Genomic DNA, 13,021 nt, shown 5'->3' on the forward strand with positions numbered 1-13,021 from the left:
AACCCTCCAACGACACGGGGAAGGTTTCCCCCATGACCCCCACGTGGGGGGACGGGTTTGGATAAAGAGCAGATGTTGGTGTTCATAGGATAGTTGGCCAGGGGCAGGCACGCACGCCATAGGCGTGCAACGTGGAGCCGACTGCCGCCAGTGGCGGAAAAAGGGAGGCGAAGGTTCTTGGCTTTGCGAGGTAAGTGGGAGCACAAGCGAACCACGAACCCGCAAAACAAGTGGGCGGCAAGTACGCCGAAGCCAACTGCCGAAGGCAAATGACGCTGCTCCCGTGGTCAATATAGGCAAGAAGCCGCTCAAAGAGCGGCTTTTTTTCTTTTCAAACAATGGTTAGCGGTAAAACACTGATCGCAAACGCAAAGCGGTTACGGGCTGCTGGCACGCCAAGGCGTGCAACAAGGGTGCAGGCTCAGCCTGCTAGAGGCCCTCCAGCTCCTGGTCCACGTCCCGGGGGGATTTGCGCTGGAAGATATCGTACATGACGGGAACCACAAAGAGGGTCAGCAGGGTGGCGTAGGTAAGACCTCCCACGATGACCACCGCCATGGGCTGGAGCATATCCGCCCCCATACCCATGCCAAAGGCCAGGGTACACAGGCCCAAAATGGTGGTCAGGGCCGTCATTAGAATGGGACGGATCCGAAGCCGTCCGGTCTCAATAAGGGCCTCCCGGCGGTCCATGCCCGCCAGCCGCAGACGGTTGACGCAGTCCACAAACACGATGCCGTTGTTGACGATGACCCCCGCCAGCACCAGGAATCCCAGCATGGAGATGACGCTTAGCTCAAACCCGAAGATCCACAGGGCCAGAAGGCCGCCGGTGAAAGCCAGGGGCAGGGTGAACATCACGATGAAGGGGGACAACAGGGACTGGAACTGGGCCACCATGATGAGGTAGATCATCGCCACCGCCAAGCATACCATGAAAACCAGGTCCCGCATGGTGTTCTGGATGGTCTCGTTCTCCCCGGACAGGGAGATGGTGTAGCCCTCAGGCACCTGATAATCCGCCAGGGCACGCTCCACCTCCTGGCCCACCTTGCCGATGTTGTGGCCAGCGTCCACCATGGCGGAAGCGGTGATGCTCCGCACCTGGTCGGAATGGCTGATGGCCTGGAGCTCCTTCCCCTCCTCCAGAACGGCGATCTCGGAAAGGGCGACTTCGGTCTCGGCCCCGTCCTTCTGCCCGGTGATGCTGAGATCCATAAGGGTATCCCTGCTGGGCAGGTCTGCCTCGGCGCGTTCTACCACCACAGCGTAGTCCTGGGCGTCCAGGGTGACGGTGGTGGCCTCGGTCTCGGCGGTGATGGCCACCGCCACCTGCTGGTATACCTGGGCCACGGTAAGGCCGTATCCCAGCGCCTTGTTCTTATCCACCACGATCCGGGTTTCGGCGGAGGCATCCTCCATGCCATCGGACACATCGGCGGTGCCGGGCACGCTGCTGAGAATCCCCGCCACATCCTGGGCAATGGACTGGAGGGTGTCCAGGTCATCCCCGGTGATGTTCACCTGGATTCCCTTTCCCCCCATGGCGGAGATGTCCATGGTGGATCCGGACGCGGTCACGTCGCAGTCCAGGTCTTCGGTGGCGTCCAGAACCATCTGGGCGATTTCGCCGCTGGTGTGTTCCCGATCATCCGCCAGGCGCACATAGATGCTGATGGTATTCCCGCCGCCGGTGGCGCTGCTCTGCATGCCGCCCACGGTCTCCACACCGGGCAAGGCCATGACCCGCTCCATGACTTCGTCCCCCAGGGCCCGGGTCTCGGCCTGGGTGCTGCCGCTGGGCGCTTCCATGGACACGGTGATCTCCTGGCTATCGGTCTCGGGCATAAAGGCGGTGCCCATCTGGGTCACTCCAAACACGCTGAGACCCAGAAGGCCGATCACCAGAACCAACAGAAGGGCTTTGTGGGAAAGGGTCCAGCCCAATAGGCGGCTATACCGGTTTACCATGCCGTCGAACAGGCGGTGCTTGGTCTCGTCCTGCTTTCTGAGGATGGTGCTGGACAGCGCCGGCACCATGGTAAGGGCAATGAGCAGGCTGGCCAGCAGAGAGTAGGCGATAGTGAGGCCCATATCGGTAAACAGCTCCCGGGAGATGCCCTGGGTAAACACGATGGGCAGGAACACGCAAATGGTGGTAAGGGTGCTGGCGGCAATGGCTCCCGCCACCTCCTTGGCTCCCTGCACCGCCGCCCGGGCCACGGACACGCCCTCCTGACGAAGGCGGTAGATGTTCTCGATGACCACGATGGAGTTATCCACCAGCATGCCGACCCCTAGTGCCAAGCCCGCCAGGGAGATGGCGTTGAGGGTGACCCCGGTGAAGTACATCAACACCACTGCCAAGGTCAGGCTGATGGGAATGCTCACCGCCACGATAAAGGTGGGCTTTAGGCTGTGGAGGAACAGGAACAGAATCAGAATGGCCAGAATACCGCCCATGGCCAGGTTCTGGAGCACCGATCCCGTTACGATGTCGATGTACACCCCTTGGTCGCTTAGGGCCGTCATGTGGAGGCCGGGATTCTCCGCCTCCAGCTCTTCCATGGCCTCCCGGATGGCGGAGGATACCTCGGAGGTGCTGGCGGTACTCTGCTTTTGCAGGGACAGCAGGATGCCGTCGTTGCCGTTTATTTTGGCGTACATGCCCCCGTTATCGCTGGTAAAGGCCACATCGGCCACATCGGCCAGCTTGATGTCTCCCACGTCCCCGGCGGCAACCGTAAAGAGGGTCAGGTTCGAAAGCTCCTCCAGGGAGCTGAACCGGTCTCCCACCTTCACGGCGTATTTCTCCCCATCCTCGGTAAGATAACCCGCAGGCATGGAGAAGTTTTCCCCCGCCAAGATGGCGGCAATGGTCTGCTGGGTGATGAGGCCGGAAAGGTCAGCCTGGTCCCGGGCGGTCTCCCGGGCGCTATCCAGCTGGGCGGACTGCTGGCGAAGCTGCTGTTCCCCCGACGCCAAAGCCGCCGTTCCCTGGCTCAGCGCTAGGTTCAGCTGGTTTCGGCCCACTCGGATGGCGGACAGCTTTTCATTGAGACCGGTAAGCGCGGCGGATAAGTCCCCCTCCTGGGCGGTCAGGTCGTTTAAAGTGGCCTGGGTGGCGGAGATGGCCTGATCCATGGCGGCAAGGGACTGGGCAAGTTCCTCATCGGTGGGATCGCCCATGGCGGCAAGGGCCGATACAATGGCATCCCGCTGGATCGTAAGGGTGGTTAGGCCGGCGGACAGCTTCTTCTGATCGGTTTCCTTGCCGGAAAGGGCCGCTTCCTTTTGGCCGATGGTGGTATCGCAACCGGCGATAAGGGTCTGCAGCTCCTCCCTGCGGGCAGTGTTTTCAGGGAGGTCGGGCAGGGCGCTCAGCTCGGCCTCATAGCCCTGCTTTTCAAGCTTGGCTTGATCGATCTCCTCTTTGAGCCCGGTGATCTCCCCCTCCAGAGCGGAGAGGCCCAGCCGCGCGCTCTCTATCTGCGCGTTTAAGGCGGGCAGGGATGCTTTGCCCTCCACCAGGGTCTTAAGTTGATCCCGCTGGGCCATGGTCTCTTGAAGGGTTCGCTGCAAAAGGGTACGGGTTGCGGACAGTTTGCCCAGGCCCTCTAGCGCCTGATCCTTGCCGGCGGTAAGGGCGTTCTCCGCCTCGTCCAGCTTATTCCCTTCCTCCTGGGCCTTTTGCGCAAGCTGGCTCCGTTGGTTTTCGATCTCTCCCAGCCCCTGGTTGATGAGGGATTGGGCCTCGTCCAGCTGTCCGTCCACCGCGTCCAGCACCCGCTGGTTCAGGGCGTCGATCTTCTCCTGGCTCAGGGTGATGGTCAGCTGTTTTTCCACCAATCCCATCCCCGTTACCGACGCCACCCCGCCGATCCGCTCCAGGGCGGGGATCACCGTTTCGGACACCAGGGCGCTGGTCTCCTCGATGCCCTTGCCGGAGACATCCGCGCTGGCCACCATCACCGGCAGCATATCGGGGTTGATCTTCATCAGCACCGGAGCGCCCACGCCGTCGTCCAGGGTGGCCTTGACCATATCCGCCTTGTTGCTCATCTCAATCATGGCGCTGTCCATGTTGGTGCCATAGCTGAACTGAAAGACCACCATGCTGCTGTTTTCCTGGGAGATGCTGGTGACCTTCTCCACCCCGCCCACCGTGGAGAGGCTGCTCTCCAGAGGCTTTGTCACCGTCTGCTCTACCTTCTCGGGGTTGGCGCCGGGATAGGTGGTGATCACCGCCAGATAGGGCAAATCGATACTGGGCAGTAGATCCGTGGGCATCTGGGTAAAGGAAATGACCCCCAGGATGATCACCATGATCACCGCAACAAACACCGTCATAGGCCGCCGTACACTGTATTTTGCAAACATATGGTTTTTCCCCCAGCTTTGGATAGCGGCCGATGAAATGGGCACGCTAGAACTTAGACGGCTCCCGGCGACACCGGTCCCCGATTTTTCATGTAGCTTATTGTACTGCAATTCCCCCACGGGCGCAACGAAATGGTTATTAAGATATAAGGTTATATTATGAAAAATGATTAAGAATGCCGTCTTTCCTTTGCATGACAGCGCCCAGGGGTATAGAATTTAACTGACCGTTCCCGGATGGTTCCAGCGCTGGAAGCATCCCACAAAAAAGGAGTGTTTTTTATGAAGCATCGGACCCTTTACCGCGTACTGTGGTGCCTTTCCGGCATCCTTCTAGTGGTGATGGGGGTGCTGTTCCTCTCTAGCCCCACCACCACCATGGTGACGCTATCCGCCCTTTTGGCGGTAGTGATGCTGGTGGACGGCATCATCGATATGGCCACCTATTTTACCGCCAAGGATTTCGTCTACGGCGCCGGCTGGGTTCTGTTGGACGGCGTTCTGACCACCATCGCGGGCCTGTTCCTGCTATTCAACCGCACGGCTGCGGTGCTGGCGGTTCCCATTCTCTTCAGCCTGTGGATCCTCACAACCGGCATCACCCACACCGTCCGGGCCTTTGGGCTCCGGCGTCTGGGATCCTTTGGCTGGGGCTGGCTCTGCACCCTAGGAGTGCTGGAGATTCTGGCGGGCGTCCTCACCCTATTTGAGCCCATCACCGCCATGGTAGCCATCAGTGTGATCCTTGGAGTGGTGCTTCTTTTAAAGGGCGTCAGCACCACCCTCAACGCCATCTTCCTGCCCCGCTGGATGGATTGACCAAGGCAGGCAAGGAATGGCGAAAAGGGCTTTTATCCCCGCCAGATCAAAACACAAAAAAGGACGGATCAACCGTCCTTTTTTATCTATTGCGGCCCTTTGACGGGAAGCCGAACCACGGTTTTCAGCTTTTCCACCGCCGTCCGCCGAGGATCGCTGAGATAGATTTCATGGTGCTTCCGTTCCGGGTCCAGGGACAGACCCTGTTCTGCAAGATATTCCAACATCCGCTGGACGGTAGGGGTCTCGTCGTCATAGGAGCCGCGGTGCATCATCTGCACGCAGAGCCCTTCCTGAAAGACCGCAAACCGGACGCCGGTCAGATCCACCTCCGGCTTCTTTTTCCGGCATTCCTCCACTGCCCACCGAAACACGTTCTCCGTAACAAATTCAGGCTGGCGGATCATGGAGGTCCAACGCCAGGAGGATTTGGGAGCATACAGATCCAATCCCCCGCCCGGACTCCACCAGAGCCCCTCCAAAGGAGGAACCACATATTCAAAATAGCCCGGAATGGGCCGCTCCCCCATCTTACTCATCTTGATGGTAAAGGACAGGCCATAAAGGGCGTTCAAGGCCCTTTGATAGCACTCGCCTCCCGGCTCTCCCCGTCCGTCCACCTGGAGAAACCCCATGGCGGGCACATCCACCAGGACGGGCTGAGCCTTGGGCTGGTACAGGTCCCGGTAGACCTTTTTATAATCCAATTTTTCCATGTAGCCTTCCTCCAATTAAGCCTGGGGCGGTTCCAAGGGCAGCATGATGTCAAAAGCGGTGCCGTCAAAGGTTTGCCGCGCCTGCATGGACCCGCCGTGGAGCTCCACGATTCCCCGGCTGATGGGCAGACCAAACCCCGTGCCTCCCGTGGCCTCGGACCGGGATTTTTCCAGCCGGTACAGCCGATCGAACACGTGCTCCAACTCCTCCTTGGGAATGGGGTTCGCATGGGTCACCACCGATACCAGAATGCAGCCCGCCCCCTTCTTCTGAATCACGTCGATAAAACGGCCCTCCCGAGCGTAGCGGATGCCGTTGACGATGAGGTTATCGAATACCCGGAACAGCAGATCCCCATCCCCCACAAAGGTTACATCCTCATGCTGGAGAAACAGGCGCAGCTCCATACCCGCCTGATCCACCATCAGTTCCGACTCGTCCTGAACCTGCATCAAAAGCCGTTTGATGCTTAGCTGGGAGGGGGAGAATCCCGTCTCCCGGGTGGTCAGCCGGGACAGGGTAAAAAGGTCATTGACCAGCTTTTCCATCCGCTTGCTCTTGGCGTTGGCGATGGCGGCGTACTCCTTTACCTTCTCAAGGCTCAGCTCCTCCTCATCGATGAGGGTCAAATAGCCTGTGATGGACATCAGGGGCGTTTTGAGGTCATGGGCGATGTTGGTGATGAATTCATCCTTCATCCGCTCCGCCTGGCGCTGAACCGCAAAGGCGTGCTCGATCTCCTCCGCCATGCGGTTCACGCTCTGCTCCAGGGTGCCGATCTCATCCCGGTTGTACTCCGGAAGCTCGGGATGATAATCCCCCTCCACCACGTTCTGCACCGCCTGGGAAACCCGATCCAGCCGCTTCATGGTCCGGCGGCTCAAAAGATAGAAGATCCCGATGAACAGGGGAAAAGCAATGAGGAACCACAGCATCCAAGGGGTGGAAGACACCACCCATTGGATGGCGTACAGCACGTTGGCAAATTGATAGGCTCCGGTGCCCGGCAGCTGCAGCACATAGGTGATGTAATAGTAGATGATGAACAAGCCCAAAAGCGCCAGCAAAAAACTGGCGATGGAGATGACGATGAGCTTTCTTCTCAGGCTTTTTCGTTTCGGCCTATTTCTCAACCTTATAGCCGACCCCCCACACGGTGTGGATGTATTTGGACTCCCTCGGCATATCCCCTAATTTACTGCGGATCCTACGGATATGCACCATGACGGTATTGTCCTGACCTAGGGAATCCAGCCCCCAGACCCGCTCAAAGATGGCTTCGGAGCTGAATACCATATTGGGATTTTGGGCCAGAAGCAGGAGGATTTCAAACTCCTTGGGCGTAAAGGCGATGAACTCCCCGTCCCGCTGGACGGTATGCTCCGCCGGGTTGATGATGAGATCCTTTAGCACGATCTGACCCTTGTTTTCCTCCCGGCTGTCGGTGCCAAGCTGATGAAACCGCCGAAGCTGGGCCTTGATCCGGGCCACCAATTCCATGGGATGAAAGGGCTTGGTAAGATAATCGTCGGCGCCGGTGGCAAGACCCATGATTTTATCCATGGGCTCTCCCTTGGCGCTGACGAAGATGATGGGGATGTTCTGGGTTTCCCGGATACGGCGGCAGGCTTCCATACCGTCCAGCTCTGGCATCATGATGTCCAGCACCAGAAGGTCCACTTTCTCCGCTCCGATGCGTTCCAGGCACTCCCTGCCGTTATAGGCCGTAAGGGTTTCATAGCCCTCGTTCTCCAGATACAGACAGATCAGCTTTACGATCTCCCTATCGTCGTCCACCACCAATATGCGGCCCTGGGCCAATGGGATCACCTCGTCTTCCTGATGAAAGCGGCCGAACGCCGCAGCAGCGTTTCCCTTTCCGGCAAGCGCTTATAAAACATTATAGCATATCCGACCGGGGTCCATCATAATAGGGCGGTTAGGCTCTGCATCTCCCCCAAGGCCATGCCGATGGCGGCGATCATGGCAATTCCCACCACATAAAACCAGGTTCTATTCATGGGGCTCCCTCCTTTTTGATGGTTCCATGCTACCCCATAGTTCTTAATGAAACCCCTATGGAAAACTTAAGTTTTCATAAACCCCCAAAGGGGCCGGTACCTTGCCGGAAACGAGGCGTCTGTTTTCACGGTTAAGGGGCGGGCAGCGACACGGCGACGGACGTATTCCCCGCGGTTATCACCTGGATCTCTATCGCGCGCAAAGCGCTCAGTGTAATATTGCAGTGCTTTTATCAAAGATTTTTCCACAAAAAAAGCAGTGGAACAAGCTGCTGCAAAACTTGTTCCACCACCATAGGATCGATTCACCCATTTTTATACGACATTTTTTCCGTTCCTGCAACCGATTAAAGTCATTTTTTTCTTTTTTGGATCAACTTTTCTCCAAATTTCGGCCATCATGGGCGTAGACCAAACGGCCGTCAATGATGGTGAACAAAGACTTGGTAAATACCTCCATGGGATTGCCGGTGAATACCGCCACGTCGCCGTCCTTGCCGGGGGCCAAGCTCCCCACCCGGTGCTCCACCCGGCAGATACGGGCGGCGTTGATGGTGATAGCCCGAAGCCCTTCCTCCACTCCCAGCCCCTCCCGGGCCGCAAACCCAGCGCAGATGGGCAGAGTTTGGATCAGGGTCACCGGATGATCGGTGGTGATGGCCACCTGCACCCCCGCCCGATGCAGTACCCCCGGGGTACGGAAGTCGGTGTATTGCATCTCCACCTTGTTGTGAAAACTAAGGCTGGGCCCCACGATGGCAGGAAAGCCCGACGCCTGGATTTCCTCCGGGATGATGTGGCCCTCGCTGCAATGGTCCAGGGTCATGGAAAGTCCGAATTCCCGGGCAATCCGCACGGCGGTAAGAATATCGTCCGCCCGGTGCACATGGGCTTTTAGGGGAATCCTGCCCCGAAACACCGGCTCCCAGCAGTCAAGGGTATGGTCCGTTTCAAACGCCTCGCGGTTTTCCGCCGCAGTCCATTTCCTTTGTAGATACTGCCGGGCCCGGGTCAGCTCCTCCCGCAACAGGCCGGCGATGGCCATCCGGGTGGCGGGGACGTTGCCGTTTATCCCATAGGTGTTCTTTGGGTTCTCTCCAAAGGCCACTTTCATGGCGGCGGGCTCCAGCACCACCCGGGATTCCATGGAGCCGTCCCCCATGGTCTTCATAAACAAAAATTGGCCGCCCACCACGTTTGCGCTGCCGGGGCCCACCATACAGGAGGTAATTCCCGCCCGAGCCGCCTCCTCAAAGGCCCGGTCCAGGGGATTGACGGCGTCCAGGGCCCGGAGCGCCGGCGTGACGGGGCCGGTGCTTTCGTTACAATCGTCCCCCGCGGTGCCCTTGTTGGCCTCTGTGATGCCGATGTGGCAGTGGCTCTCGATGAGTCCGGGCATAATCCAGCCCCCCTGGGCGTCCAGGATATGATGCCGGGGCAGGTTTGTTTCATCTATGGTTGGCGCGACTCGCTTGATCTTGCCCCCTTTGATCAAGACGCAGCCCTGGGGAAGGGTGGTTCCCTCCATGGTCAGCACCCGCCCATTTTTGATCAAAAGCATAACCCTTCCTCCTCCTGATTCCAATGGATTTAGTGTGATCCGATAAAAGATTTTTATGCGATTCATTGGAAAACAAAGGGATTTCTACCGGGCATTGCGGATTGGATTCAGGTATAAAGACGGGGCGGCGGGAAATACTAGGACTGAAATCTTTGCTGAAAGGAGGGACTTCATCGTGAACAACAACAAGCAGAATCAGCAGAACCAGAACCAGCGGCAGCAGCAGAACCAGCAGAATCAGCGCCAGCAGCAGAACCAGCGGCAGCAGCAGAATCAGCAGAATCAGCAGAATCAGAACCAGCAGTAAGCTTAGGTGAACGATAGCCATTCGGCATGAAACGATGCATCAAAAAAGACCGGCAGCGGGAAGGCTGGGGAAATTCCCCATCGGCCCCGAGGCCGGTCTTCTTCTTTTTATTTTTTTGCTGCTCCTTCCCCTGTTAGGCGGATCATGCCGCGCAGGCGATCCAGAAGGGCAGGCTCCGGCGGCTCTCTATCAGCAAAGGGAAAAGGGATTCCCAGCGCTTGATATTTCTCCAAACACAGCTTATGAAAGGGCAAAAGCTCCACCTTTTCCACGCAGGAAAAGGGCGCAATGAGCTCATTGAGCCGCAGGAGATTCTCTTCATCGTCGTTGACGTCCCGGATGATCACCTGGCGGATCCAGGTGGGAATCCCCCGTTCCTGAAGGCGGGCCAGAAAGGATATGGCGTCGGACAGGCTTCCGCCGGTATAGCGCCGGTAGTCCTCCTCCCGGGTCATTTTAATGTCCAAAAGCACCAGATCGGTGGCGGATAAGGCCCGCTCCACCTCTTGATTCCAGACGCAGCCGCTGGTGTCCAGGCAGGTATGGATCCCCTCCTCATGGCACAGAGAGAACAGCTCGTAGACGAACGCCGGCTGGCATAGCGCTTCCCCTCCCGAAAGGGTCACTCCGCCCTCGGGGCCAAAGTACTCCCGGCACCGGCGGATCCGGGCCATGACCTCCTCCGGGGTATAAGGGGTTCCTCCTGCAAAATCCCAGCTATCGGGGTTATGGCAATATGCGCACCGAAGGGGACAGCCCATGAGAAAAGCCACAAACCGGACGCCGGGGCCATCCACCGTACCCAGGCTCTGAAAGGAATGAATCCGTCCCATTTTCACAGGGCGCTGTGGAAAGTCCGGCTGATGACCTCCCGCTGCTGCTCCCGAGACAGCTTATGGAAGTTGACGGCATAGCCTGAGACCCGAATGGTGAGGTTGGGATACTTGCTGGGATCGCCATAGGCCTCCTCCAGCATCTCCCGGTTGAGGACGTTAACGTTGATGTGATGGGCCCCTTTTTTAAAATAGCCGGCAAGGATATTCACCAGGTTCTGAGTTCTGGCCTCGTCGTCCCGGCCAAGCGCGGCGGGCACGATGGAGAAGGTGTTGGAAATGCCGTCCCGGCAATCGTCATAGGAGAGCTTTGCCACGCTGTTGAGGGAGGCCAGAGCGCCTTCCCGCTCCCGGTTATGCATGGGATTGGCGCCGGGGGCAAAGGGCGCTCCCTTCTCCCGGCCGTCGGGGGTGGAGCCGGTCTTTTTGCCGTACACCACGTTGCTGGTGATGGTCAGTACCGAAAGGGTGTGGACGGCGTTCCGATAGGCCGGGGTTTTACGCAGCTCGGTGATGGTATCGTGGAGGATGGCCTGGGCGATGGAGTCCACCCGGTCGTCATCGTTGCCAAATTTGGGGAAATCCCCCTCGGTCTTAAAGCCAACCATATAGCCGTTGTCATCCCGAATGGGCGTTACCCTGGCGTATTTCACGGCGGAAAGGGAGTCGGCCATCACCGAAAGACCCGCCACCCCAAAGGCCATAAACCGGCCCACGTCGGTGTCATGAAGGGCCATCTGGGTCTTTTCATAGGCGTACTTATCGTGCATGTAGTGGATCACGTTCATGGTATTGACGTAAAGGGCACACAGCCATTCCCGGTAAACGGCAAGGCGCTCCATAACGGCGTCATAGGAAAGGACCTCTCCCGCCATGGGCTCCATCTGGGGTCCCAGGTGGAGGCCGGAGGTGTGGTCATAGCCGCCGTTTAAGGCCAGCAGCAGTAGCTTCGGCAGGTTGCACCGGGCTCCAAAGAACTGCATCTGCTTGCCTACCCGCATGGCGGAGACGCAGCAGGCGATGGCGTAATCATCCCCATAAAGAGGCCGCATCAGGTCGTCGTTCTCGTACTGGATGGCGTCGGTATCGATGGACAGCCGGGCACAGTAGCGCGCAAACGCCCGGGGCAGGTCCTGGCTCCACAGCACGGTCAGATTGGGCTCTGCGGAGGGGCCCAAGGTCCGGAGGGTGTGGAGGATGCGATAGCTGTTCCGGGTCACCAGGGTACGGCCATCCTCCCCCATGCCCCCTACGCTCTCGGTGATCCACATGGGGTCTCCCCCAAACAGCTCGTTGTACTCCGGAGTCCGCAGATGCCGGGCCATCCGGAGCTTCATGACAAAGTCATCCATGATCTCCTGGGCCCCTGCTTCGCTGAGGGTTCCCTCCCGGAGATCTCGCTCCAGGTAGATATCCAAGAAGGTGCTGACCCGGCCCAGGCTCATAGCGGCGCCGTTCTGTTCCTTAATGGCTCCCAGGTATCCAAAATAGGTCCATTGGGCCGCCTCCAAGGCGGTCTCGGCAGGCCGGGAGATGTCCACGCCATATAGGGCGGCCATCTCCTTTAGTTTGCCTAGAAAGGCGATCTGCTGGTACAGCTCCTCCCCCAGCCGGATGTTTTCCACATCCATGAGCTGACGGCCTTTGGCTTCCTTATCCTTTTGTTTTTCCTCGATGAGCCGGTCCACCCCGTAAAGGGCCACCCGGCGATAGTCCCCGATGATCCGCCCCCGGCCGTAGGCGTCCGGCAGGCCGGTGATGACGCCACTCTTCCGGGCGGCACGCATCTCCGGGGTATAGACCCGATAGACGCCATCGTTATGGGTGGTGCGGAAGGTGAACTCCTCCCGAATCTTCTGGCCCATTTCATAGCCATACGCTTTACAGGCTCCCTCGGCCATGCGAATGCCGCCAAAGGGGTTCACCCCCCGGCGCAGGGGCCGGTTGGTCTGCAGCCCCACAATCAGCTCCTTTTCCCGATCCAGATACCCAGGGGCATAGCTGGTCAGGGAGGAGACGGTTTCGGTGTCGATGTCCAACACCCCACCGAATTCCTGCTCCAGGGCCAGCAGCCGGTTGAGCTTTTCCATCAGCTCCTGGGTGCGGGGGGTAGCGGAGGCCAGAAAGGACTCGTCCCCCTCATAGGGAGTGTAGTTGCGCTGAATGAAATCCCGGACGTCGATGTTTTCCTTCCAGGGGCCGGACACAAATCCCCGATAGGCTCTGTTTTCTTCCATTGCGGTTTCCTCCTTAGCACTGGTAAGAAAAAAGGACAGCCTTTTGCATGTGCAAGGGCTGCCCAGACGGTCGGCGTTATAGCCCCGCACTCCCCTGTGGTAAACCCACAAAACCCGTCAGTCGTGCGGAACGTCCTCTTTCTTTC

At 58.6% G+C, this 13,021-nt stretch carries 9 protein-coding genes and 1 riboswitch; of the genes, 2 read left to right on the forward strand and 7 right to left on the reverse strand.

Going from position 1 to position 13,021, the window contains the following annotated elements; all coding sequences use genetic code 11:
• Nucleotides 1–429: 429 nt before the first annotated feature.
• On the reverse strand, nucleotides 430–4,380 hold the full coding sequence (locus KP626_RS05955; RefSeq protein ID WP_395975749.1) for an efflux RND transporter permease subunit: 3,951 nt from the start codon (nucleotides 4,378–4,380) through the stop codon (nucleotides 430–432).
• Between the two features lie 282 nt (nucleotides 4,381–4,662).
• Here KP626_RS05955 and KP626_RS05960 point away from each other — a divergent pair, with 282 nt between their 5' ends.
• Nucleotides 4,663–5,199 (forward strand): HdeD family acid-resistance protein, encoded by a 537-nt coding sequence (locus tag KP626_RS05960; RefSeq protein ID WP_395975751.1) that lies wholly within the window; start codon nucleotides 4,663–4,665, stop codon nucleotides 5,197–5,199.
• A gap of 86 nt (nucleotides 5,200–5,285) precedes the next feature.
• Here the strand turns inward: KP626_RS05960 and KP626_RS05965 are convergent, their stop codons facing one another.
• From KP626_RS05965 to KP626_RS05980, 4 genes are all read right to left on the reverse strand, one after another.
• Nucleotides 5,286–5,915, reverse strand: a complete 630-nt coding sequence (locus tag KP626_RS05965; RefSeq protein ID WP_395975753.1) for a GyrI-like domain-containing protein — start codon at nucleotides 5,913–5,915, stop codon at nucleotides 5,286–5,288.
• A 15-nt stretch (nucleotides 5,916–5,930) separates the two neighbouring features.
• A complete protein-coding gene (locus KP626_RS05970) occupies nucleotides 5,931–7,049 on the reverse strand; it encodes a sensor histidine kinase (protein ID WP_395975755.1) in 1,119 nt (372 codons plus the stop codon).
• A complete protein-coding gene (locus KP626_RS05975) occupies nucleotides 7,039–7,737 on the reverse strand; it encodes a response regulator transcription factor (protein WP_395978973.1) in 699 nt (232 codons plus the stop codon). Before KP626_RS05975 ends, KP626_RS05970 begins: the two co-directional genes overlap by 11 nt.
• Nucleotides 7,738–8,310: 573 nt before the next feature.
• The gene (locus KP626_RS05980) at nucleotides 8,311–9,498 is read right to left on the reverse strand and encodes an amidohydrolase (RefSeq protein WP_395975757.1); all 1,188 of its coding nucleotides are present in this window, start codon (nucleotides 9,496–9,498) and stop codon (nucleotides 8,311–8,313) included.
• A 175-nt stretch (nucleotides 9,499–9,673) separates the two neighbouring features.
• Here KP626_RS05980 and KP626_RS05985 point away from each other — a divergent pair, with 175 nt between their 5' ends.
• Nucleotides 9,674–9,805, forward strand: a complete 132-nt coding sequence (locus KP626_RS05985) for a hypothetical protein (protein ID WP_395975759.1) — start codon at nucleotides 9,674–9,676, stop codon at nucleotides 9,803–9,805.
• A 107-nt stretch (nucleotides 9,806–9,912) separates the two neighbouring features.
• Here KP626_RS05985 and pflA read toward each other — a convergent pair whose 3' ends face one another.
• Both pflA and pflB read right to left on the reverse strand, forming a co-directional pair.
• The gene (gene pflA, locus KP626_RS05990) at nucleotides 9,913–10,638 is read right to left on the reverse strand and encodes a pyruvate formate-lyase-activating protein (protein WP_395975761.1); all 726 of its coding nucleotides are present in this window, start codon (nucleotides 10,636–10,638) and stop codon (nucleotides 9,913–9,915) included.
• 2 nt (nucleotides 10,639–10,640) lie between these two features.
• Nucleotides 10,641–12,875 carry a formate C-acetyltransferase gene (pflB, locus tag KP626_RS05995; RefSeq protein ID WP_395975763.1) on the reverse strand — a complete coding sequence of 745 codons (2,235 nt, stop codon included), beginning with the start codon at nucleotides 12,873–12,875 and terminating at the stop codon, nucleotides 10,641–10,643.
• A 53-nt stretch (nucleotides 12,876–12,928) separates the two neighbouring features.
• Nucleotides 12,929–13,010: riboswitch (ZMP/ZTP riboswitch) on the reverse strand.
• Nucleotides 13,011–13,021 lie beyond the last annotated feature (11 nt).

Origin of the sequence: Christensenella sp. MSJ-20, assembly GCF_044357945.1 — a bacterium.
Classification (GTDB): Bacteria; Bacillota; Clostridia; order Christensenellales; family QAND01; genus QAND01.